The sequence below is a fragment of the Flavobacterium sp. 2755 genome (assembly GCF_031455715.1).
Classification (GTDB): Bacteria; Bacteroidota; Bacteroidia; order Flavobacteriales; family Flavobacteriaceae; genus Flavobacterium.
In genome coordinates, this window is sequence record NZ_JAVDTG010000014.1 from 35,869 (window position 1) to 59,552 (window position 23,684).

General features: G+C 32.5%; 27 protein-coding genes. 7 read left to right on the top strand and 20 right to left on the bottom strand.

Annotation, left to right across the window (positions count from 1 at the left end; translation table 11 throughout):
- Positions 1-72: 72 nt before the first annotated feature.
- From J2Y38_RS23230 to J2Y38_RS23255, 6 genes are all read right to left on the bottom strand, one after another.
- Positions 73-753 (bottom strand): metal-dependent hydrolase, encoded by a 681-nt coding sequence (locus J2Y38_RS23230; protein WP_309847441.1) that lies wholly within the window; start codon positions 751-753, stop codon positions 73-75.
- 83 nt (positions 754-836) lie between these two features.
- A complete protein-coding gene (locus tag J2Y38_RS23235; protein WP_309847443.1) occupies positions 837-1,583 on the bottom strand; it encodes a hypothetical protein in 747 nt (248 codons plus the stop codon).
- Between the two features lie 20 nt (positions 1,584-1,603).
- The gene (locus J2Y38_RS23240; protein ID WP_309847446.1) at positions 1,604-1,972 is read right to left on the bottom strand and encodes a hypothetical protein; all 369 of its coding nucleotides are present in this window, start codon (positions 1,970-1,972) and stop codon (positions 1,604-1,606) included.
- A gap of 51 nt (positions 1,973-2,023) precedes the next feature.
- Positions 2,024-2,488 carry an Mpo1-like protein gene (locus J2Y38_RS23245; RefSeq protein WP_309847447.1) on the bottom strand — a complete coding sequence of 155 codons (465 nt, stop codon included), beginning with the start codon at positions 2,486-2,488 and terminating at the stop codon, positions 2,024-2,026.
- 55 nt (positions 2,489-2,543) lie between these two features.
- The gene (locus J2Y38_RS23250) at positions 2,544-2,849 is read right to left on the bottom strand and encodes a hypothetical protein (protein ID WP_180859962.1); all 306 of its coding nucleotides are present in this window, start codon (positions 2,847-2,849) and stop codon (positions 2,544-2,546) included.
- Between the two features lie 5 nt (positions 2,850-2,854).
- A complete protein-coding gene (locus tag J2Y38_RS23255; RefSeq protein WP_309847449.1) occupies positions 2,855-4,087 on the bottom strand; it encodes a TMEM143 family protein in 1,233 nt (410 codons plus the stop codon).
- Positions 4,088-4,815: 728 nt separating this feature from the next.
- Between J2Y38_RS23255 and J2Y38_RS23260 the strand changes: the two genes are divergently transcribed.
- The gene (locus J2Y38_RS23260; protein ID WP_309847452.1) at positions 4,816-5,208 is read left to right on the top strand and encodes a hypothetical protein; all 393 of its coding nucleotides are present in this window, start codon (positions 4,816-4,818) and stop codon (positions 5,206-5,208) included.
- Positions 5,209-5,455: 247 nt separating this feature from the next.
- On the opposite strand, the gene J2Y38_RS23265 is transcribed toward J2Y38_RS23260, so the two are convergent.
- Positions 5,456-5,923 (bottom strand): hypothetical protein, encoded by a 468-nt coding sequence (locus J2Y38_RS23265; protein ID WP_309847454.1) that lies wholly within the window; start codon positions 5,921-5,923, stop codon positions 5,456-5,458.
- A 278-nt stretch (positions 5,924-6,201) separates the two neighbouring features.
- Between J2Y38_RS23265 and J2Y38_RS23270 the strand changes: the two genes are divergently transcribed.
- The gene (locus J2Y38_RS23270; protein ID WP_309847457.1) at positions 6,202-6,618 is read left to right on the top strand and encodes a hypothetical protein; all 417 of its coding nucleotides are present in this window, start codon (positions 6,202-6,204) and stop codon (positions 6,616-6,618) included.
- 8 nt (positions 6,619-6,626) lie between these two features.
- Here J2Y38_RS23270 and J2Y38_RS23275 read toward each other — a convergent pair whose 3' ends face one another.
- The 5 genes from J2Y38_RS23275 to J2Y38_RS23295 all read right to left on the bottom strand — a co-directional run bounded on the left by J2Y38_RS23275 (position 6,627) and on the right by J2Y38_RS23295 (position 11,402).
- Positions 6,627-7,088, bottom strand: a complete 462-nt coding sequence (locus J2Y38_RS23275) for a hypothetical protein (protein WP_309847461.1) — start codon at positions 7,086-7,088, stop codon at positions 6,627-6,629.
- A 7-nt stretch (positions 7,089-7,095) separates the two neighbouring features.
- The gene (locus J2Y38_RS23280) at positions 7,096-7,548 is read right to left on the bottom strand and encodes an energy transducer TonB (RefSeq protein ID WP_309847464.1); all 453 of its coding nucleotides are present in this window, start codon (positions 7,546-7,548) and stop codon (positions 7,096-7,098) included.
- A 241-nt stretch (positions 7,549-7,789) separates the two neighbouring features.
- The gene (locus tag J2Y38_RS23285; RefSeq protein WP_309847467.1) at positions 7,790-9,559 is read right to left on the bottom strand and encodes a DUF6119 family protein; all 1,770 of its coding nucleotides are present in this window, start codon (positions 9,557-9,559) and stop codon (positions 7,790-7,792) included.
- A 224-nt stretch (positions 9,560-9,783) separates the two neighbouring features.
- Entirely contained in the window at positions 9,784-10,497 is a 714-nt protein-coding gene (locus J2Y38_RS23290; RefSeq protein WP_309847469.1) for a LytTR family DNA-binding domain-containing protein, read from the bottom strand.
- Positions 10,470-11,402, bottom strand: coding sequence for a histidine kinase (locus J2Y38_RS23295; protein WP_309847471.1), 933 nt, complete (start codon positions 11,400-11,402; stop codon positions 10,470-10,472). Before J2Y38_RS23295 ends, J2Y38_RS23290 begins: the two co-directional genes overlap by 28 nt.
- 491 nt (positions 11,403-11,893) lie before the next feature.
- Here J2Y38_RS23295 and J2Y38_RS23300 point away from each other — a divergent pair, with 491 nt between their 5' ends.
- The 4 genes from J2Y38_RS23300 (at position 11,894) to J2Y38_RS23315 (ending at position 16,026) form a co-directional block, all read left to right on the top strand.
- Complete coding sequence (locus J2Y38_RS23300; protein WP_053472125.1) at positions 11,894-12,106, top strand: hypothetical protein; 213 nt, start codon at positions 11,894-11,896, stop codon at positions 12,104-12,106.
- 236 nt (positions 12,107-12,342) lie between these two features.
- Positions 12,343-13,872, top strand: a complete 1,530-nt coding sequence (locus J2Y38_RS23305; protein WP_309847473.1) for a SulP family inorganic anion transporter — start codon at positions 12,343-12,345, stop codon at positions 13,870-13,872.
- Positions 13,873-14,186: 314 nt separating this feature from the next.
- A complete protein-coding gene (locus J2Y38_RS23310; RefSeq protein ID WP_309847474.1) occupies positions 14,187-15,095 on the top strand; it encodes a helix-turn-helix transcriptional regulator in 909 nt (302 codons plus the stop codon).
- A 91-nt stretch (positions 15,096-15,186) separates the two neighbouring features.
- Entirely contained in the window at positions 15,187-16,026 is an 840-nt protein-coding gene (locus J2Y38_RS23315; protein WP_309847477.1) for an oxidoreductase, read from the top strand.
- Positions 16,027-16,034: 8 nt separating this feature from the next.
- Here the strand turns inward: J2Y38_RS23315 and J2Y38_RS23320 are convergent, their stop codons facing one another.
- Positions 16,035-16,370, bottom strand: coding sequence for a helix-turn-helix domain-containing protein (locus J2Y38_RS23320; RefSeq protein ID WP_053470640.1), 336 nt, complete (start codon positions 16,368-16,370; stop codon positions 16,035-16,037).
- Positions 16,371-16,491: 121 nt separating this feature from the next.
- On the opposite strand from J2Y38_RS23320, the gene J2Y38_RS23325 reads away from it, so the two are divergent.
- Positions 16,492-16,872 carry a DoxX family protein gene (locus tag J2Y38_RS23325; protein WP_309847480.1) on the top strand — a complete coding sequence of 127 codons (381 nt, stop codon included), beginning with the start codon at positions 16,492-16,494 and terminating at the stop codon, positions 16,870-16,872.
- A gap of 51 nt (positions 16,873-16,923) precedes the next feature.
- Here the strand turns inward: J2Y38_RS23325 and J2Y38_RS23330 are convergent, their stop codons facing one another.
- From J2Y38_RS23330 to J2Y38_RS23360, 7 genes are all read right to left on the bottom strand, one after another.
- Positions 16,924-18,126, bottom strand: coding sequence for an ectonucleotide pyrophosphatase/phosphodiesterase (locus tag J2Y38_RS23330; protein ID WP_309847482.1), 1,203 nt, complete (start codon positions 18,124-18,126; stop codon positions 16,924-16,926).
- A gap of 300 nt (positions 18,127-18,426) precedes the next feature.
- Positions 18,427-20,055, bottom strand: coding sequence for a chaperonin GroEL (gene groL, locus J2Y38_RS23335; RefSeq protein WP_309847484.1), 1,629 nt, complete (start codon positions 20,053-20,055; stop codon positions 18,427-18,429).
- Between the two features lie 43 nt (positions 20,056-20,098).
- On the bottom strand, positions 20,099-20,455 hold the full coding sequence (locus J2Y38_RS23340; protein WP_309847487.1) for a four helix bundle protein: 357 nt from the start codon (positions 20,453-20,455) through the stop codon (positions 20,099-20,101).
- Between the two features lie 81 nt (positions 20,456-20,536).
- A complete protein-coding gene (groES, locus tag J2Y38_RS23345) occupies positions 20,537-20,812 on the bottom strand; it encodes a co-chaperone GroES (protein WP_012023920.1) in 276 nt (91 codons plus the stop codon).
- Between the two features lie 140 nt (positions 20,813-20,952).
- Positions 20,953-21,291: a preprotein translocase subunit SecG gene (secG, locus tag J2Y38_RS23350; protein ID WP_073488821.1), complete on the bottom strand. Its 339-nt coding sequence runs from the start codon at positions 21,289-21,291 to the stop codon at positions 20,953-20,955.
- Between the two features lie 4 nt (positions 21,292-21,295).
- Positions 21,296-22,999 carry a hypothetical protein gene (locus J2Y38_RS23355; RefSeq protein WP_309847506.1) on the bottom strand — a complete coding sequence of 568 codons (1,704 nt, stop codon included), beginning with the start codon at positions 22,997-22,999 and terminating at the stop codon, positions 21,296-21,298.
- Positions 23,000-23,102: 103 nt separating this feature from the next.
- Positions 23,103-23,609, bottom strand: a complete 507-nt coding sequence (locus J2Y38_RS23360; protein WP_073488818.1) for an LptE family protein — start codon at positions 23,607-23,609, stop codon at positions 23,103-23,105.
- Positions 23,610-23,684: the final 75 nt, after the last annotated feature.

The following is a 23,684-nucleotide window of genomic DNA, read 5'->3' on the forward strand; positions in this document are numbered from 1 at the left end:
ACAGGATTTGAGCAATTATACCTCTATTTTTATTTCGCTAAAAAATGATGTTTTTACGAAATATAGAAAATATTAGATCTCGATTGTATCGCCAATTTTAGGCAAATAAAGATTAAGATTTGCATTTTTAAAATCATTTAAAGCTTTTTCATGATCCATTTTGATGAAGCCAAAAGTGTCATAATGAACGCCCAATATTTTGTCAACTTCAACCAGTTTTGAAGCTTCAATCGCTTCTTCAATTCCCATTGTTAATCCGTCGCCAATTGGGAAAATAGCAAAATCAAGTTTAGTAAATTTCGGAATCAGTTTCATGTCTAAAGTCAATGCTGTGTCGCCGCTATAATAGAAATTTCCATCGACAGTTGTAAGGACAAAACCAGTTGCAATTCCGCCATAAGTTCCATCCATAAAACTGCTCGGATGCTGTGCAATCACGCATTTTACAGTTCCAAAATCAAAACTGAATTTTCCGCCCGGATTAATTGGGTGTGCGTTTTCGATTCCGTTTTTTAAGAGCCAGTTGTAAATTTCAAAATTTCCCAGAACTTTCGCTCCGGTGTTTTTTGCAATTCTTTCCACATCCAGAATATGATCGTAATGCGCATGCGAAATAAAAATATAATCAGCCTTTATTTCATCCACATTAATGTGTTTTGCTAATTCGTTTGGCGTAATAAAAGGGTCGAAGAGAAGATGCTTTCCATTTGCAAAAACAGAAAAACAAGAATGTCCGTAATAAGTTAATTTCATGATATATAGATTTTAGAATTGATAACAGTTAAGTTGATTAATATCCAAAAAATATACCAGCAGAATTTACCTTAAATATGCCATTATTCTTCGAATACTTTTTCGGTATCAACAGGATTGTTTTCCCGATACAATTTTTGCCCAATTTTACCCTTATCACCTAATGCGCGCCCTTTTATAAGCCATGCAGTTCCAAATGCAAAAAGAGCCAGCGCTTCAAGGGCGAGAGTAGAATAAGTAAAAAGTTTTAAACTCTCTGAAACAGGAACCAAAACAATAGAAATCAAAATAATATAACCACAGGTTCTGTAAATATTATTTTCGTTTAAAATGCTTTTAGGTGTTTCGATATATTTTTCCTGAGTAATTGTAAAAACATTAATAACAAGCAAAGCCAATATCAAAAACAGCACCGCAGCAAAACCATAATGGAGCCAGCCGAGCCATTTCTCTGTCAATGGAATAATGGTATAGATTTTTTGTGAAATGCTTTCGGGATTTGTAGGAACCAGCGCCACACCAATTGCCATAATTCCGGCAATATTGGTCAGTAAATTATCATTTTTGAAAATTGATTTATTTCCGTGTCCTTTATACCGAATCAAAAATAAACCTACAGCACATAAAGTTCCGGTAAAAATTTCCCTTAAATTGGTATAGTAATAATCGCTGACAGAAGGCTGGATTTTGGTTTGAAAAAAAGAAATTAAAGAAAATCCAACCAAAAATACAGGCAGCAAAAATCCCAGATAACCAATTGCCCGCCTGATTCTTCGGTACGTGAAAATATCATAATTTTCAATCTTTATTTCTTTGGTATCTATTATCATAATTTGTAAACAAAAATCAATCAACTATTATTTTCAGATCTGGTTCCATCAAATCCTGCCGGCCACACTCCATATCTGTTTTTAAATTCTAAAGGAGTTTCCGGCTGCCCCATATTTCCGTAAAATTTATTTACTTCCTGCTCTTTTACCAGCCTTTCCCATGTTTCATCATCCATTGGTTTTTTTTGAAAAGAAGCTAGTTTTTCTGATTCCGGATAATGTTTTCTTTCAATATTTCTGTTAATTCTGATTTTTTGTTCAGATGTCAGCCTGGCTGCAATTTGTTTCCATATTTCACCAATAGGATTTTTAATTGCTAGTTCAGTCAGATTTTGAATTTCTTCTTCACTTAAATTCTTAGGAAAATCATCTGGATTAAAATCTTTCATATAACAAAATTGAATTGTTTAAATCTTTTGCAATTGGAAATAAAAAGTAAATTACTTTCTCGAAAACAAATTCTCTACAACCCAGGCCGGGCCAATTAATAAAAACTGAAGATCTTTTAAAAATGAAGGTTTTTTACCTTCAATATTGTGTCCATAGAACTGCCCAATCCAGGCAATTACAAAAACACCAATAGAGAATGCCCATAATGGAAAAACCTGCTCAATGTAATAATTAACAACTAAACAAATTGCTGAAAAAATGGCAATTTTTAAAGCCATTGCAATCGAAAGTCTAATGTAAAAAACAAGGACAAAAAGCAAAACCACAAAAGCCCAATTTTCAATAATTGGTGCATTTAGTTTTAAAGTATTCGCAATAATTCTACTAGGAATACTCATTAACAAACCAACAATAGAAAAGTAAATTGCCGGAACGCAAATATAATGTATGGCTTTGTTTTTTGGGTTTTGGTGACTTACGGCATATTCTGCAAACCATTGATCAAGTGTTCTCATTTTGTGGTTTTAAGGTTAGTTAACGTAAATCTAGTAAAAAAAATCGAAGCTTTTATTACATCTTAAATCCAACAATAAAAATCGTTATGAGTAACCAAAATAAAGTAGGGAATAAGCCAAGAGCAATCCAAATGAATTTATATTTTATGTTTAAATTGAAATCTTTTTTCAAAATAAAAATTAGAAACATAAAAGATAAAACCAAAGAAATAATTTGAAAAGTATAACATGAAATCCAGCCAACGTGATAAAGCCATCTCCATTTATCAACATATCTAAATTGCTGTGTGCTTTTAGACATTATAAAAGCTGATACAAAAAGCAATATTATAGAAATTGAAAAAGGCTTTAATTTATTCATTTATATTATTTGGTCACATTATACTCAAAAACATTATCCCATAATTCATCGATTGTAACAAGCGCCTTATTTAGTGGGATAACTTCCCATTTTCCGTTAGTTTCTATTCCTAAACCAATGCTTTTTAGTTTTAATAAAGCATCGTTTACATCAAAATCTAATTCAGTATTTAATTGAGAAGCAAACCACGATTCAATTTGAAAATCCAGTTCTTGCGCAGTTAACGGATTTTGACTTTTATTTAAAAAGGTATAAGCCAAAATAGTTTCTTTTAAAGCTTCTTCTTCAGATGAGTTTAAAAGAGAATAAAATGCACCGCTGTTGTTCCCAACATTTTTAAAATACAAACTGTCTGAAAGCATTTTAGAATATCTGATTTTCTTGTTTATGAAATTATTGTACTGGCGAAAGCAGTAAGCAGATAAAATTCCTAAAGCAATTAAACCTTGATTTAAGGAAGTTTTGCTGTTTAATAAATCGATAGTTTCTCCGGTTTCATAAGCATTGTACATGTTTATTAAAGCCGGAATTACTTTGGCACTTAATAATGAAATACCTCCAAAAACTCCCGGAACCCAAAGCAGCAATTTGTCTTTTAAAGACATTTTAGGAATTGCATTTGGAAAAATCGTTTCGAGATCGTTTTTAGGAACGCGCTTAAATATCTTTAAAGCAATAGATCCCGGATCAATTGGCATTTTTCCCAACTTGACTTTTTTCTGAGTCAAATAATCGGCGTCGCTGTAATTCAGGTAAATAAGAACACGATCATAATATTCAATTTCAACTTCTTTTTTCCAGAAATAATATTTTTTTACCGTTTCTTTTGCTTTATGATGACCACGAACATACAATTCGTAATCCTTAAAAGCATGAAAATCAATGGCAAGGTTTAAGCCTATTAAATCAGATTCTGTAAAAGCTTCTTTTAAAGTTTCCTGATCGATTCTGTAATAATTACCGCGGTCTAAAACAGTAAGCAGCGTTTCTTTAAAAACAGAAAAATTGCTTTTGCCAATAAAAACTTCGCGTTCTTTTTCGCTCAAATCCGGATCGTAAAGCGCGTAGTTTTGTTTTAAATTTCGGTTAAGATTAAAAGATTCATAATGATAATAATGCTCGATAATATCGAATAACTTTTTAAAATCATCAACTTTTTGTTTGTCATCGGCGAAAGCTGCAATTTGCTGTTCGAGTAAAAATTCTTTATTAAACGGAATATAATGTTCTCGAGTCATATCGATTCAGGGCTTTAATTTGTTTTTTGGCGTGGAAGCGCAAAGGTACAAAGGTTGTAAATAATTCAATGATTGATTATTACTAAAAGATTTATAAAATTAGAATGCTTTGATATGCAATTTTACAGATGCTTTGCAGGGTTTGTCTATTTTGATAAAAACAAAAGCCGCAAAGATATTTCTTTACGGCTTAGTTTCTTAGGGGAATACATTAGATTATGCGAGGATCAGCTGCATAACTAATATTGTATCTATTACATGAATAGATGTTGGCAGCCCATTTACATATAATCTGATACAGAAAATCCGGATTCTTCTGCTCAAAGCTTTTGTTTGCTCCTGGAGAAAAAAGCTGGGCCGCTCTTTTTGGTAATTTGATCCTTATTGTGTAATACTTAATGTATTTTATTTACTGTTTATTTCTTTTTTTAATCTATTGGCCTGACTCTCTCTCACGATCTTATATTCGTTGTCAAGTCTTTTGTATTCGGCCTTTATTAGGTCGCAAATAATGCCTACACGATCCCCTCGAATCGATTTACGAATATAATCGTAAGAATAACCATGTTTTTCTTTAATAATCTTTAACACATCTTGATTGTAACTTGGCTTAGATTTTATATTTTTGCTCATTGCTTAATTTGTATTAAAAGTAAGACAAATATAGTAAGATATTTCTTAAGAATGAGTATAAATTAGATTATTTCTATAAATAAAAATGAAGGATTATGACAGAAAATACTATAAATAGGATCAAACAGTATTTAGATTACAAAGGTGTTAGAGTGGGCGCCTTTGAAAAAGTGGTGGGTATGTCTAACGGTTCTTTTGCGAGCCAGTTAAAGCATAATAAAACGATAGGTGTAGATAAATTAGAAAATATCTTAAAAAAATATACTGATATTGATATAGAATGGCTTTTAACCGGTGAAGGAGACATGATTAAACTGAATGTTTTGCACGAAAAAGGAGAGGTTTATAAAAAAACGGAAAAGCTTACAGAACACGAAATTAACTACAAAGATCTGGCAGAAGCCAGAAAGGAAACAATTGAAAGTCTGAAAAAGATTATTCAGCATCAGGATGAACAGATTGCAGCTTTGAAACAAAGTAGCAATTAGTAGTATTAAGTACTAAAAAAGAAAAAGTGAGATTTCTAATCGTTACCAGCGATACGAAATCTCACTTTCTTGTTCCAAAAAAATTGACAAAATTTACAAGTTTCCTTGCGGAAGACTATATTCTAAAAGAAAAAATTATTCCTTGCAATTTTACTACTTATTAAAATTCTGGCAATACGTATTTATACCTGTTTTTCTGTTTTTTTGAGAGTCAAAGTTACAAAGGTTCAGAGGAACAAAGGTTTCTCTAATTGAGTTCGGATTTTTTTAACTCGATTATCTGCTGAATATATTCTATTAAGTTTTCTCTTTCTATTGAAAATAAGGCATTTTCAGTTTCTGTACGAAGGTATAAATCTGCAATAGTTTCGGCATCCATATTTTTGTTTAGGTAATGATCCTGGGCAAATTGTATAAGATTTTCTAAAAAAAGCTCTTTTTGTCTTCCTTTTTCCAGCGTTTCTTCGTCGCCATTTTTTATCTTTTCAATTTCAGATTCCGGTAAATCAATAGTGAGGTACGTTATATCTACGGGAACTTTTGAAAGCATTTCGGGAGTAGTTTTTCCGGAACCATTGCAGTAGGCGCAGGGAGCCGGAACCCATTTTAATAATTTGTTTAAACGCCTGATATCATCCCAATCAACAAAACCTTTCCCAAGACATCTGGGACATTGTAAATCTGATTTTTTAAATAGGAAATTAAAAATGGACATTTTCTAACAAATTATATTAACATTTCTTAGTACGCTAAGGTAATTATTTATGTAAGAAAATTATTTTGAATGTGGATTTTTTTTGAAGAATAAAGATTTCCTGAAATGAATTTATACTTTTTGAACTTTTGAAACAGCTGCTTTGTATGTAAAATTGAATTTTAAACATGGATATTAGATAACCCATAAGTAAAAAATGTAGAAAACTGTTTTGGGCTTAATGTTATAAATTTGAATAAAGATTTTATAGAGACTATAACATAAAGTATACAATACAGATGGAAAATATACACACAACCAAAATCCAGAATTTCTTTAGAGTTCTATTAGGACTTTTTATGATTACGGCAGCGATAGGACATTTTACTTTTCAAAGAGCCGATTTTCAGGCACAAGTTCCAAATTGGGTTCCGCTTGACAAGGATCTTGTTGTAGTTCTTTCCGGAGTTGTTGAAATAGCTTTAGGACTTAGTATGTTATTTCTAACAAGATATAAAGTATTTACAGGCATTGCATTGGCTGTGTTTTATATATTGGTTTTTCCGGGTAATATCGCCCAATATTTAAACCAAACTCCCGCCTTCGGACTCGATACAGATCAAGCCCGTTTAATAAGATTGTTTTTTCAACCTGTTTTGATTTTCCTGGCTTTGTGGTCGACTGGGGCGATTGGGTATTTTAGGAGAAAGGTTTGAGAAGATTTTTAAGAATTAAAATTTTCTAATTCGATTGCTTCGTCAAAGTGCTTTTTAAAAGTATCATATAAATTTTTCTGTTTAAATTTAATTATAGTGTAAGAGCTGTCAAAAGCAATGATTTCAATTGTAGAATTGGGAATTTGAAAGTTTCCATTTTTCCAAATCAGATCATTTCCATCTGCAAAAGGCAGATTGTTTTCATCGAAAGATATTTGTTCGTTTTCTGAAAAACCAGATAGAACTCCCCAAATTAATTGTGTGTTAGAATTCAGGATCTCATTAAATTCCTTACTTGTTAAAACATAAAAATCTTTTTCGTGATGTATTGGAAGTGTTTTATCTGATATAAATTGGAAGTCACTTATTAACCATTTAAAGGATTCTATTTCTGGTAAAATTGGTTTTAACAACTCTTTTAAATTGGTTTGAAAATCTAGTTTATCTGTATGTTGAATTATCCAATTCATTTGTTAATTATTTAGCCTGAAAAGGTAACATATAAGAGCTTCTTACGATTCTGTTATTTTGTTTTGCCGGAGTCCATTTCATAGCTTTTAGTGCCTTGGTAAATTCTTTTGTTAATTCAGGGCTGTTGCTTCTTAGAACTTTAATATCGCTTAAACGTCCGTTTTTTTCAATTATAAACTGAGCAAAAACTTTTTGAGAACCTTGCTGTTCGAGTATTTCTTTACTGATTTTAATTTTCTTTTCAAGAAAAGCAAAAACAGCTTTTTCACCACCCGGATATTCAGGATTTACTTCCACTTTTCCGGCAATAAATACTTCTTTGTCATAATCAATTACGACCTGATCTATTTTTTCATAGTCGTCAACGGTTCTTGTTTCTTCGCGATTAACTTGGTTTTCGGTTTGGGAAAATGAAATTGTTGTGATTAGGAATGTGAATAATAGGATTAGGTTTTTCATTTTTTTAGATTTTGGGGTTGTTTTTTGGTAATGCTAATGTAAGGAATTTGGGTTTTTTGTGGTAGGTTTTTTGGATTAAAAAAGCTGCAAGAGTTTTTAGGTCTGCAGCTTTTGTGTGTTTACTTTATATTTTTTAATATATTTTCTTGATGTTACATACATACGTTTTGATCATATAGTAAGATAGATATACTTTGTGTTCACGAGCGAGACGCTTGCGCCAGCAGGTGAAATTATATTGCTAAGTCGTTTTTATGCGTTCAAACAATAATTCAAAATCTGTTCTTTTCATATCTCTAATAATGTAAACTAAAGAAAGTTTAGCAATCCTAGATTTAGTATTAATAATTTCTTCTTTTATTGATAAGGGACTATCAGAGCAATAAACAAAAACAAAAGCAAATTTTTTGCCTGATTTGAATAATTGAATAAATTCATCTTCTGAAATATCATTTAGATTACCATCAATATTCAAAGTTAAAGAATTGCCATTATAGTGTTTATCACATATACTTTTGTAATAAGATTTTAATCCTGCATTATTCTCTTCATCTTTAAAGTAGGTTAAATAACGAGCAGCATTGTTAATTTGACTTATTAATGCTCTTGTGTCTTGACCTAATCCTTTTTTAACATGATAAAAGTAGATCTTATTACCAGTAACTTTGATAATGTCTGCCATTTCAATTAGATTCAAATATGCTCGATCACCAACTATGAAATCTTGACGATTTTTATAACTTTCATTATACAATCCTTCTGATTCCTGAGTCCAAGATTCAAGATTATTAGTAGTGTTATTTTCAAAATCAAAATTTACGAAGAAGGAGTTTAAATGTTCTTCTAAACTATGCCTGTAAAGATACCATGAGCTATCTAACTTAAAATATTTTTTGCCGTCATATTCTACTTCACCACAGAACCATTGGTCAAGGCTTACACCAACGCTAAAATCTTCATTTTCATTTGCTCTGTAATGACCAAAAGTATTTTGTAAAGATTCTACAAAAGTATCTTCGGTTGCAACATTTATTAATTCCTTCTCTACAAGTTCATTCATGATATTTATATAGCCAAAAGAAGAGCAGAATTGAATATCCTTGAAAATTCCATCCTTATTATAAAATCGTACCTCAGTTGATCGTAAATACTCAAAGACATTTGGGCTGTAGAAATCAATTGTTTCATTATTGATATAACAGCTGTATGCATAGCTTAATAAATTTTCATTTAAGCTATCTTTTATTGGATTTAATTCAGATGTGGGTAATCTGTAAAACTGATTAAATTCGACGCCATCGGTTTCAAGTACTTCCTGAATTTTTATTATTCTTTCAACTAATTCTTCATAAGTAAAATTTGAAGAAACTTCAAGAGATGAACTTCCTGTAATTGATAGCTTTTTTGTAGAAGTTCGTTTTTGTATAATACCTAACTTTTCAAAATCATCTTCTTCTATAGAGGCGAGCATTGTCTTATATATCTTGCCAAAATCATCTTCGAAAGCAAGATTGTAATTTTCTCTAAAATAACGTTGAGAGCCAATTTCAGTTCCAAACAAACCTCTTTCTTCTATTTGTTTAATTTCAGTTGAGTTTTTGTTTACCAATCGAGATAATACTTCCAATCCAAAGAAAGTATCGATGTATTCTTCTAGAAGAAAATGTCCGTAATATCCTTTAGAAATAACAAAAATAGAATTATCACTATAAATAAAAAGAACGAATGAAGAGTATTGGATTTTAATCTTGTCTAAATCTTGTTCATTTTGTACAATATCAGATAAAAAATCCTGCCAGTGAGGTGGTTTTGCTTCAGTTGTAAAAATGTATAATTTTGCAAACCATGTATCTACATTAGAAGTTTCGGAAAGTTCAATTTCTGAAAATTTGTTTCCAGTTTTTAAATTATAAGTATGAACGATATCTTCAATTAATTTTTCATTATCATTTCTGTCTTGAATAATTGAATCTTGAATTTTATAAAGTTTTGCATTAACTGTTTTTGCCATAGTTATAAATTAAAATTTGTTATTTGCTAAATAAAATCAAAGATTACAATTTTAGTGCTTCAAGTTTTACGGAAATCCATAATCTTAATAAATTTATTATCAGACAATTATATTAATAAAAAACTGCTTGATATCAGGTAGTTTTACGTGATTTCTAAAAACAAAAAAGCCCAACCTAAAAAAGTTGAGCTTTTCAAAAATTATCTAATAGAAAGATTGACAAATTATCTAATAGAAAGATTATCTATTAAAATCTGGTACTTCCGCCCAACAGGAATAATTTCCCCATTAGACATAGTAAGGTTTTTAAACGTAACAGCAGAAATTTTATTTACGTTTACAATAAAAGAGCGATGAACTTGAACAAAACTTGAATTGTCAATTTCTGAGGCAATGCTCGACAGCGAACCATAAACAATATGTGGTAAATTAAGTTTCGTACAGTAAAGTTTCATGTAGTTGCCAAGACTTTCGATATAAATAATATCACAAAGCGGCATATCAATTGTTTGTCCGTTTAAGCGGTAAGAAAGGTTTTTTGTACTGTTATTATTTTCTTTTTTCAGATTGTTACCGGAGAAATAGGTTTTGGCTTTTTCGATTGCTTTCGCAAATTTATCGGGCGAAATGGGTTTTAGTAAATAATCGATCGCATCGTTTTGGTAAGCCGAAAGCGCAAAATCAGAATAAGCGGTTGTGACAATTGTAAGCGGTCGATTAGGCTGAAGTTCCATTAATTCCACACCCGAAATTACAGGCATATTAATGTCCAGAAAAATAATATCATATTGATTGGCATTAAGTAGTTTTAGCGCTTCCATGCCACTAAAAGCACTTCCGGAATGTTCCAGTTCGTCAAACTTCGAAATATGCGAAGCAAGCGCTTTATGCGCCGGCGATTCGTCATCGACTATAAGACAGCGGTAGGTAAGTGCCATATACTTAATTTTACAACAAACATATTTTTCTCTTTTTCGCAGCTTAAATCATGTCTTAAGCGATAAACTTCCAATCGTCTTTTTAGATTTTCAATTCCAATTCTGGTTCCCGAAAGCCGCGATCCGGATTCCAGATAATTGTTCTTAATAGTAAAAATCAAATTTCGTGATTTTACTTTTAAATCTAATGAAATAAAAGGCGTTGGAGTTTCGGCCGAAAATTTAACCGCATTTTCTACCAAAGGTAAAAAGAACAAAGGCGGAATTTCGATTTCGTCAAAAGGACCTTCAAAATTCTGGGTAATATTCAAACGATCGTTTCTAAAAGAATAATATTCAATGTATTTTTTAACGAAAGCAATTTCTTCTGCAACTAAAACATAATCTTTTTTGGTGGCTTCTATCTGGTAACGCAGTAAATCTGAAAGATTCAGAATCCTGTCTGGAACTTTGTCCGGTTCAGATAATGCTTCTCCGTAAAGGTTATTCATGGCATTCAATAAAAAATGCGGATTAAGCTGCTGTTTTAAAAATGAAAGTTCAGACTTGAAATTCATAATATCCTTATCAGCATCCATGATTTTTTTAGTAATCACAACATGAATAAAATAAAAAAACATTCCGTTGATAAGCAGCGATAATATCTGCAATGTTTTAAAATTTCCGAAACCAACTAAAGGAAAAAACCAATTAATGAAAAAGTAAAAAGAAGTCCAATACGTTAAAAACAGCAAAAAGAATATTTTGACCTTTTTTTTGAATAATAATCGTTTAATTATAAATAGATTAAAAACAGTAATCCAGAGAATACAAGGAAAATATCCTATTGCAATTTTAGTGATCATATAACAAAAGTCATGACCAGCTAAACGAAGTTCATCATACACACAGGCAAAAATTACCATAAGTATGAAGGTATGCACGATGAGGTTCCTTAGGAAAAAGTTTTGGTAAATTTTGAGGATTTTCATGAAGGCAAAAATAGTTTAATATTATAGTTCATAGCTATTTGAGGATACTATTTTATACAAACGCCATTCGTATAAATGATACGCCGTTAGTATAAATATCCTATTATAATAGGTAACTCTAAAGTATTTTTGACTTCGAATTTAATTATCCTCTAAAACCAAAAACGACATGGGTTATATTTTGTCACAGCATTTTTTATTTAAAGGGAAATTTAAAAACCGTAGAATTTCCATAAGCACAAAATCAAATTCTGAAAGTTTTTACTTAAATTTAAACACCTCAAATTTAAAAGGCGTTTATGAGCTGAGTCAGCCGGAATTTAAATCCGCCGCTACCTACGATTATTGCTTTACGCCAGAATTAGAATATCCTATATCTTTTTCAACGAAATTTATCCCACAGTTTAAAAATTAAATAAATAATTATGGTTGTTGAAATTTTTAAAACAAACGTCTGCAAAGAATCAGACAAAAACTATGTAACCGCCGTTATCCAGACTCAGTTTCCGGATTATAAAATCAATTTTGACCTTGAAGACTGCGACAAAATATTACGCGTAGAAGGTGTAGAATTGCATTGTGATAACATTATCGATTATGTTAATTGCCTTGGTTACACTTGTATTCGTTTAGATTAACATTTCATTAAACAAAACAGGTAGAAATACGCAGCTGAAATATGTCAGTTTATAAATAGTTTTGCATAATAATTCATTGCTAAAAATTTAAAAAATCAAATGATAAGTTTTATACTTTCGGTTTTCGTTTTTCTTTTAAAACAGTTTTGTTAGTATAACTGTTTGGTTTATTATTAATACTTTTCAATTAGAGAAGGTTAATTCTATTTGGGCATTATTTTCTACATTTGTGCCTTATGAAAAAAGCTTTCCAACTCTTCGATTTTACTCAAAAGGTCAATTATAAAAATGAAATTTTAGCCGGATTTACTGTCGCCATGACAATGATTCCAGAATCTTTGTCGTTTGCAATTTTGGCTGGTTTTCCGCCTTTGGTTGGCTTATACGCTGCTTTTATTGCCGGATTAGTGACAGCTATTTTTGGCGGAAGGCCCGGAATGATTTCGGGCGGAGCGGGAGCAACGGTAATCGTTTTGATCGCTTTAATGAAATCTCATGGAATTGAATATGTTTTTGCAGCCGTCGCGCTTGGCGGTGTCGTGCAAATTTGCATTGGACTTTTTAAACTCGGAAAATTTATTCGTTTAGTGCCACAGCCTGTTATGTTTGGTTTTGTAAACGGTTTGGCTGTTGTGATTTTTATGTCGCAGTTAGAACAATTTAAAACTGTAATTAACGGACAGGTTTCCTGGCTTCAGGGAACGCCTTTGTATATTATGCTGGGTTTGGTGGCGCTTACGGTTGCCATTGTTTTGGTTTTTCCTAAAATAACAAAAACAGTTCCTGCATCTTTGGTTGCTATTATGATTGTTTTTGCTTTGGTCATTGTGTTTAATATTGAAACCAAAACAGTCGAAGATATTGCATCGGTTCAAGGCGGATTTCCTCCTTTCCACATTCCAAATATTCCAATTTCTTTTGAAACTTTAAAAATAATATTTCCGTATTCTGTTATTGTAGCGGCTGTTGGTTTGACCGAAGGTTTACTTACGCTGAATTTAGTCGACGAAATTACTGGAACGCGCGGAAACAGTAATCGTGAATGTATTGCACAAGGAAGTTCGAATATCTTAAACGGTTTTTTCTACGGAATGGGAGGCTGCCCAATGATCGCACAGACTTTAGTAAATCTTGGTGCAGGTTCAAGAGCAAGACTTTCAGGGATTATTGCATCTTTGACAATTTTAATAATCATACTTTTTGGAGCGCCTGTAATAGGCAAATTACCAATGGCGGCTTTAGTCGGCGTTATGATGATGGTGGCGATTACTACTTTTGAATGGGCAAGTTTCAGGATTATCAACAAAATGCCAAAACACGATATTTTCGTTGGAATTTTAGTTGCCTTAATTACAATTGTATTGCACAATTTGGCTTTGGCGGTTTTAATTGGCGTAATCATTTCGGCTTTGGTTTTTGCCTGGGAAAGTGCCAAAAGAATTCGTGCGAGACATTTTATTGATGAAAACGGAGTAAAACATTATGAAATTTACGGCCCATTATTCTTTGGTTCTATAACTGCTTTTTTAGAAAAGTTTGATATACAAAACGATCCAAATCATGTAATTATTGATTTTAAAGAAAGCCGTGTTTCTGATATGTCGGCAATAGAAGCGTTAAACAATCTGACTAAAAAATACAATCAGGAAAATAAAACCATAGAATTACAGCATTTAAGCCCAGACTGCAGACAATTACTTAAAAATGCCGATGCCGTTATTAATGTCAATGTAATTGAAGATCCTACGTATAAAGTGGTGTCTTAATAATTGTGAATTGTTAATTATTGATTGTTAATTAATTTATCCGCCACAATTTTCTGTAGAGACGCACAGCAGTGTGTCTCACGCACGTAACCACAATGTTTGATATACGAGACGTAGACGCACTGCTATGCGCCTCTACAGATATGCATTGTGTAAATCATTATCTAATTATCAAAAATTATCTAAAGATTGTCAGGCTGAGCGAAGTCGAAGCCCACGTGCTAATTGGAGCGCCCTTCGACTTCGCTCAGGGTGACACACGATTCGTTAATTATCATATTTTCTAATTTGTTTGATTTTCGTAACTTTGCAAAATGAAACTAACAGAAACCTTAGAAGATTTTTACACGATAAAAGTAAACGGAATGCCCGAAAATCTTAAAAAAGAAATCGGACATTTTAATGTTTTTAAATTGGATGATTTTGTTGGAAGTATCTGTAAACCATTTCCGTATACTCGGAAAGACTTTTATAAAATCAGTTTGATCATCGGCAAAAACAAAGTGCACTATGCAGATAAGATCGCGGTTATTGAAGATCAGGCTTTATTTTTTGCTAATCCGCAAATTCCGTATAACTGGGAACAGGTTGATGAAAACCAAACCGGTTTTTTCTGCATTTTTACCGATGCCTTTTTTAGTCAATATGGTAATTTAAAAGAATATCCATTGTTTCAACCCGGAGGAAATCCGATTGTTCCGATTTCGATAGAATTGGCCGAATCTTTAAAAACGGTTTATTTAAGAATGTTTGACGAAATCAATTCTGATTACGCTTTTAAATATGATGTGCTCCGAAACTTGGTTTTCGAAATTATTCATCTCGCACTCAAAACCCAAACCGTAACTACTTCATTATATAGTAAATCAAACGCCACAATCCGAATTTCTTCATTGTTTCTAGAATTACTGGAACGCCAGTTTCCGATTGAATCGATTACACAACAGGTTAATTTTCGTTCACCTTCAGAATATGCAAGTCAGTTAAATGTGCATGTGAATCATTTGAATAAAGCATTAAAAGAAACTACCGGAAAAACAACTTCGCAGATTATTTCGGAAAGAATTGTTCAGGAAGCGATGATACTGCTCAAACAAACCAATTGGAATATTAATGAAATTGCATGGTGCTTAGGCTTCGAAGAATTGTCACATTTTATCAATTTCTTCAAAAAAAATGTTCAGGTTTCACCTAAAAACTATCGTTTAGCCGAAATTGTTTGATTTTCGTAACTTCTTGCTTGATTAGTTTAATGTTTCAGAAGCATTTCGCCAATACCTTTGTCCTGTAATTAAAACGTAAAAATTTAAAATCATGGGACATAACAAAGTTTGGTTTATCACAGGTGCTTCAAAAGGGCTTGGATTAGAATTAGCTAAAAAATTATTAGCAGAAGGTTTCAAAGTTGCTGCAACATCAAGAAGTCAGGAAGCTTTAGTGAAAGTATTAGGAAATCCATCAGATAATTTTCTTCCTCTGGAAATGGATTTAGTTAATGAGAAAAGCGTTAAAAATGCAATTGAATTAGCTGTCAGCCATTTTAAAACAATTGATGTTTTAGTAAACAATGCAGGTTATGGTTTATTAGGAACATTAGAAGAATTAACTGATGCAGAATCAAGAAAAAATTACGAAGTAAATGTTTTCGGATTATTGAATGTGATCAGAAATACAATGCCGTATATGCGTGCTGCAAGATCGGGACATATTTTTAATATTTCTTCTGTTGGAGGTTATTACGGAGAATTTCCGGGCTGGGGAATTTACTGTTCTACAAAGTTCGCTGTTGCTGGTTTAACAGAATCTTTATCTGCAGAAATTAAGCCTTTTGGAGTTCACGCTACTATCGTTTATCCAGGCTATTTTAGAACAGATTTCTTAAAAGACAGTTCTTTATTATTGCCGGAAAATCCAATTGCAGAATACAAAAACGTTAGAGAATCTGAAAGCGCTCACAAAGACGATATCAACGGAAATCAGCCAGGAGATCCTGTAAAATTAGCAGAAGCATTAATTAAAGCAAGTCAGGACCAAAACCCACCGTTACATTTGTTTTTAGGAGAGGATGCCTACAATATGGCAAATCAAAAAATAGCAAGTGTTCAGGGTGAATTGGAAAAATGGAAATCAGTTTCTGTATCAACTGGTTTTTAAAAAAGATTTTAGCCCAGCATTTTTTGTCGGTGTAGAAGTCCCCAGTAATGCAATTCATTTAGAACATTTTCTAAAGATTTTCCATGTTCTGTAATAGAGTATTCAATAGTTGGCGGGAAAGTATCGTAAACTGTCCTTTTTATCAGTTGATTGCTTTCGAGGCTTTTCAGCTCTTTGGATAACGTTTTATCAGTTATTCCCGTAACAGCTTTCGATATTTCATTGAAGCGTTTATTTTCTGCTGAAAGAGAAAACAGGATTAATAATTTCCATCTTCCTTCCAGTGCTTCTAAAGCATCTTTGATTGAAAGTGCTGTTTTTGGACAGCCGCCTTTAATTAGCATTTTAGTTTATTTTATAATTATACCACTTCCACTTTGGATAGCACTATCCAAAGTGGAAGTACTGTAAATAAGGAAGTAAATATAAATATTTTTGAGATCTTAATTTATAATTTATCTCAAAATGGAAAAACAACCACATTCAAAAACGGTTCTTATTATGCTTTGGACGTCACAGATTATCTTATCTGTATGTTTCATTTGGGGAGCATCAATGAAATTATTTCTTTCAATAAAAGAATTATCCATGATGTGGCCTTGGGCAGGTGAAGTTCCTGTTGCATTGGTAAAAGGAACGGGAATAATTGATTTACTGGCCGGAATAGGGATTATAATTCCATCATTTATTCAAAAACCTAAACTTGTATGGTTAACGTCTATTGGAACAATTGCTCTTATGTTTAGTGCAAGTATTTTTCATATCTGCAGAGGAGAAGCTTCTCAAATTGGCATTAATGTCTTTCTGGCTATTTTGGCGGCTTTTGTTGTCTGGGGGAGAAAATAATCAAAAAAAGCCTCATAGGATTTCTATGAGGCTTTTCTGTTGTGGTTATAATTAGTTTTTCAGCATGTTTTTTACTTCACTGAATTTTCCATCAATTTGGCCAATTTGCAAACCTAAAATATGTGCGATTAAAGGATAAACCGAAACGTTTTGAAATGTTTGTACTGTTTTGTCAATTTTAAAAGCAGGACCTTTTCCATAAAAAATAGCATGCATATCTTTCTCATCATTGTCATAGCCATGTGTGCCGCCATTTATGTGTGTACTTTCTTTACCAACTAAACTCCATCCCTTATCTGCTTCAATAACAAAATCATGTACACGCGGATTTGTTCCGTAATGTAATCTCTTCGGAACTTCGGTTGATTTCCAAAACTTGATATGCGGTACTTTTTTTAGAGCGTTTGCAATCGAATCCTGAAAACCCGATTTTGCCTGAAGGCTCATAATTGGATTAATTACATCTTTGTAACCCAGCCATTTCGGTTTTAGATAATCCAGAACAGCTACCTTTTTATCATTGCTGATATCGGCCATTCCGTGATCTGATACGATAATTAAATTGATTTGTTTTCCGATGGCTAATTGATCTAGTTTTTTAGACAATTCTCCCATAATAGAATCCATTTTGATAACCATTTTTTTGTTTTCAGGAGAAAGCGGACCAAAATTATGTCCGGTATGATCTGGTTCGTCAAAGTATAAAGTAACCAAATGCGGACGTTGTTTCTCCGGAAGCTGTAACCATTTTAAAACGGTATCGATTCTCGCTCCATACGGAATTTTATTATCGTAATTTTTATAATAACTTGGATTTCTTTTGTCAATATCAGAACCTGGCCAGAAGAATGATGCCGCTTTTACACCTTGCTGCTCAGCTACATTCCAAATGGGATTTCCACCATAAAAACGAGAATCATTTTTTGCTTTGGATGACAATGAAAAAGATTCATTTAGTGATGCATCATAAAAAACATTATTAATGATTCCGTGATGATCGGGATAAAGTCCCGTTACAATAGAATAATGATTGGGGAAAGTTTTACTTGGGTAAGAAGGTTTCATTGATTTTGCATGAACGCCTTCTTTTGCAATTTGCTTTAAATTTTGAAGATTAAATTGCTTTTGATAATCCCAGCGGAATCCATCCATAGAGACTAAAACTACATAAGCGTCTTTATTAGATTGGGCTTGTAAAACAAAAGAAAGTGAAAGAAAAATTAAAGATACGAATGAGGTAAAATGCTTTTTCATTATTGAATTTTATTGAATTCACAAATTTACCTATAACCGACTTTAAGAGCAAAAACAGAATGTTAAACAATTATAAATTTAAAAAGAGGTTTACCACGAATTACACGAATTTTCACGAATGCTTTGTGTAAAAAAAGTTTGCCACAGATTAAAAGGATTCTCACAGATTATAATCTTTTTAATCCTTTTAATCTGTGGCTAAAAAAAATAATTCGTAAAAATTCGTTTAATTCGTGGCAAACAAAAACAAAAAAAACGCCAGATAAATATCTGGCGTTTTAAGTTTTAAGAAAAGAACGATTACATCATTCCTGGCATACCGCCACCCATTGGCATTCCGCCAGCGCTTTCTTCTTTAATATCAATTAATGCACATTCTGTAGTTAAGATCATTCCAGAAACAGATGCAGCGTTTTCAAGAGCTACACGAGTTACTTTTTTAGGATCGATAATTCCAGCTGTAAGCATATCTACATATTCGTCAGTTTTAGCGTTGTATCCAAAATCACCTGAACCTTCAGAAACTTTAGCAACAACAACAGAACCTTCAAGACCTGCATTTTCAACAATAGTTCTTAATGGAGATTCAACTGCACGAGAAACAATCTGGATTCCAGTTGCTTCGTCAGCGTTATCTGCTTTAAGCTCAGCTAAAACAGCTTTTGCTCTTAATAAAGCAACACCACCACCAGCAACAATTCCTTCTTCAACAGCAGCGCGAGTTGCGTGTAATGCATCATCAACTCTGTCTTTTTTCTCTTTCATTTCAACTTCAGAAGCTGCACCAACATAAAGAACCGCAACACCTCCAGCTAATTTAGCCAAACGCTCTTGTAGTTTTTCTTTATCATAATCAGATGTTGTAGTTTCCATCTGACCTTTAATTTGATTTACTCTATTTTTGATAATGTCAGCTTCACCAGCGCCACTTACGATAGTTGTATTGTCTTTATCGATAGAAACTCTTTTTGCGTTTCCTAACATTTCGATAGTTGTATTTTCAAGTGTATAACCTCTTTCTTCAGAAATTACAGTTCCACCAGTTAAGATTGCGATATCTTCTAACATTGCTTTTCTTCTGTCTCCAAAACCAGGAGCTTTTACAGCAGCAATTTTAAGAGCACCTCTTAATTTGTTTACTACTAAAGTAGAAAGAGCTTCTCCGTCAACATCTTCAGCGATAATTAATAATGGTTTTCCTGATTGTGCAACTGGCTCTAAAACAGGTAGTAATTCTTTTAAAGAAGATACTTTTTTGTCGTATAATAAGATGTATGGAGAGTCTAATTCAACTTCCATTTTCTCTGGATTAGTTACGAAGTAAGGAGAAAGGTATCCTCTGTCAAACTGCATTCCTTCAACAACGTCAACAAAAGTATCAGTTCCTTTAGCTTCTTCAACAGTAATAACTCCTTCTTTTCCAACTTTTGCGAAAGCAGTAGCGATTAATTCGCCAATAACTTCGTCATTGTTTGCAGAGATAGAAGCAATTTGTTTGATTTTATCAGAATCACTTCCAACAACTTTAGCTTGTTTTGCTAAGTCAGCAACGATAGCCTCAACAGCTTTATCGATACCACGTTTCAAGTCCATTGGATTTGCACCTGCGGCAACGTTTTTAAGACCTTCTTTTACGATTGCCTGAGCTAAAACTGTAGCAGTTGTAGTTCCGTCACCCGCTAAATCATTGGTTTTAGAAGCAACTTCTTTAACCATTTGTGCGCCCATATTTTCTAATGGGTCTTTTAATTCGATTTCTTTTGCAACCGAAACACCATCTTTAGTAACAGTTGGTCCACCAAATGATTTTCCAATAATTACGTTACGACCTTTTGGTCCAAGCGTTACTTTTACAGCATTTGCTAATGCATCAACACCACGTTTTAATCCGTCACGTGCTTCAATATCAAATTTTATATCTTTTGCCATTTTTTTATTTGCTTTAGGCAGTAGGCTTTAAGCTTTACGCTTTCTACTGCTGGATTAATTTTTGTTTTAGTTTGTAAATTTTGCTTTTTATGCTGTTGATTTTTTCTATTTGACTTTCGGCAATTTCATTATTAAAGTATTGCAGGTCTTTAGCTAAAATCAATAGATATTCTCTTTCACTGGCAGAACCCAAAGCTATGTTGAGAAATTGATTGAATTCTTTGTCGCTGTTTCTTCCACAACCTTCGCTAATGTTAGTTGGAATTGATGAAGAAGCTCTTCTTATCTGACTTGTTAATCCATAAAGTTCTTCTTTTGGAAAAATAGAAGTTATTTTATAAATCTCTAAGGTAAAAGAATGGCTTAGCTGCCAAATATCATACTTTTTAAAATCTCTCATTTTTTTGAGGCTTTACGCTTTAGGCAATAGGCTTTACGCTTTTATTGAAGCCTATAGCTTACGGCTTAAAGCTTACAGCAATTAAATTATTGCAAGAATATCATCCTCACGCATGATCAAATAATCAGTTCCTTCTAATTTCAATTCTGTTCCGGCATATTTACCGTACAAAACTGTATCACCAACTTTTACAGTCATAGTATGATCTTTAGATCCGTTTCCAACTGCTACTACAGTACCTTTTTGTGGTTTTTCTTTGGCAGTATCTGGAATAAAAATACCTGAAGCAGTTTTAGTCTCAGCTGCAACAGGTTCAATAAGTACGCGGTCTGAAAGCGGTTTAATGTTTAAAGCCATGATTTTATATTATATTAAGTTATACGTTTTTTAATGTTCAATAAACTTTCAGAAATTGTGCCATGCTCTGTAAACTGACATTATTTCCTAAAAAAAATGCCAGCTTTGACAGGCTGGCATTTTAATTTATATCAAAATTATTATTTTGCTGCAGGAGCTGCCGGAGCAGGAGTTTGTTGAGCTGGAGCAGCTGGCGTAGACGCAGGCGCTTCTGTTTTATCAATAATTTTAGATCCTGTATCACCTAAAGCTCCAGTGAAGCTTAAGCTTGAAAGTAAGATTAAAGCAATCAAAATAGTAGCTAGTGTCCAAGTACTTTTATCTAAAAAGTCAGTTGTTTTTTGTACACCGCCTAACATTTGAGTTCCGCTGATAGTTGAAGATAATCCTCCACCTTTAGGGTTTTGTACCATAATTACTACGATCAATAGAAAGCAAACTATTGTGATTAAAACTAAGAAAATTGAAAATGTGCTCATTGTATTAAATGTTATTGTTATTTTGTTGTAAAATCTTTATATCCGAAATGCGGTCTGCAAAGAAACTAATTTTTTCTGGATATTTCAAAATTAATATTTCATATGCTTGTATGGCCTTTGTATATTTTTTTTGTTCCAAATAAACACGGGCCAAAGTCTCTGTCATTAAGTATGAATTCTCCTCTTCATTAATATTAAACTGAATAGGAGGAGTAGCCATTGTTGGTTTTATTGGAGAAATTTTTGGGTTTGTTTCAATAAAACGGTCAATTATTTCTGCTTTTTTCTTCTTTTCTTCCTCAACAGAAACTATTTCAGTCACTTCAGTTGTTTTTTTTTCATCGGTTTCTGCATCTTTTGGAGCATCTGAACTTCTGTCAATAGGTTCTGCTTTAGCTAATTGTAACCACTCCTGAAAAGAATGTTTTTCACGTACAAAATCTATAGGTTTGCCTATTTCTAAATTCTCCTCTGCTTCTTTTACAGATTCAGAAACTTCAATTTCCGGAACTTCAAATTCTAACAGTTCTGCTTCAGCTTTTGGTTCTTCAGCAATTATTGGTTCTTCAAAAGTTACGGTTGATGCTTCTTTAATAGAAACGATTATAGATTCCTCGATTGGATCAACATGAACTTCTTCAATTTCATCATCTTCTACGACTTCATCAAAGAAAGTTATTTTTGTAACAGGTTTTTCGATAATAGCATCAGCTGTTTTTTCTTCAACTTCTGGTACTTCTTTAAAGGTATTTAGTATTTCTTCTTCGCTTGGAGTTAAAATAGTTTGTTCTGTTTCAACTTCAATAGTTTCTTCTTCTGTTTCTGTTACTTCTTTAAAAGTATCCAATATCGCTTCCTCGCTTGGAGTTAGAACAGATTCATTAACAATTGCTTCAACAGTTATATTTTCAATTTCAGCTGGCTCATTAAAAGAACTTTCAGCTTTTTCTTCTTCAAATGCTGAGATTGGTTCTTCTATAAGTTCCGGCTCAATGGTTTTTTCTTCAACTTCAGTTACTTCTTTAAAAGAGTTGAATATTTCTTCTTCATTAATAATAGCAATTGGTTTTTCGGTAACTAAATCTTCAGTTGTTTCATCAGTTACTTCTTTAAAAGTGCTAAGTATTTCTTCTTCTGTAGGAATTACAATTGATGGCTCTGCAATATGTTCAATTGTTTGTTCCTGAACTTTTACAGGTTCTTCAAAAGTATTAGATTCAATTTCTTCTGTTTGTGCTAAAGGTGATTCTTCAATAACAACTTCGGGTTTATTTTCTGCAATTTTAGAAGGCTCTTCAAAAACAACAGTTGTCGCTTCTTTAATCGATTTTAAAATTGATTGCTCGATTGGATCAATTCGAATTTCCGGAATTTTTACAACCGGTTCAAAAGTAACGACTTCGCTGTCAAATACTTTTATTTCTAAAAGTTCTCTTAACTTTTGATCGTAAAAATCATTCTGAATAGAAGTAAAAGTTTCAGAAGTTATAAAATCAAACAAAACCGAACGATCTGCCGTATGTGCCGCCGTTACTTTTAATGCATAATTATACTTAAAACTGTTTTGATTGTAAAGTCCTTTTAATCGAAGCGCTCTGGCACTTTGAAAATATGGAAATTCATTCAAAACACTTCCTAATGCTTCTGCCTGATTTTCTGTAATAGCATCAGGTTTGTTCATTAAGTATGTATAATCAGTAACGTTCATTTTTTATTGTTTAATCGTTTTTTGTGTTTATTCGTTTAACCGTTTATTTGTTTAATTGCTTTAAAATCGATTAATCGTTTAATCGATTCAACAAATAAACATTTTACCATTTTGCCAATGATTCATTAAAGATATCCTGTGTGATCCTTTCGTAAATCGTTTTAATAGCTGTATTTAAAGTAGATCCTGTTGGAAGATCTCTTCCTTCAAAATCATAGTAAAACTCAAAAGGTTTCTCAAAATCGTCAGTTTCTTTCTTTTTATTGGTAAACCTTACATTAATACGTATGGTTAAACGGTTTTGTGCCGCTTGCTGATCCGCTGTTGCGGTCATTGGCGTAATTCTGTAGTCTACAATTTCTCCTTCATATATTAAATCCCCGCCATTACTAACCAAGTTTAAATTGGTTTGATTCATAATTAAATCCTGTAATGCCAGTGTAAAATCTCTATCAATTCCAGGTTCAATCAAATCAGCATTATTATGGAAAAAGTTAACCTGAAAAGTTTTAGCATCAATTTGCCCTGTTGAACCAGTAAAATTGTAAAATCCACAACCGCTAAAAGTTGTCGCAATTAAAAGAATTAGAAGATATTTTAAGTGTTTCATTTTATTTTATAAGATTACTCCGCCAGTTTGCTAACGTTTGGGTCAAAGATATTCAATTCGTTTAAAACATTTTTG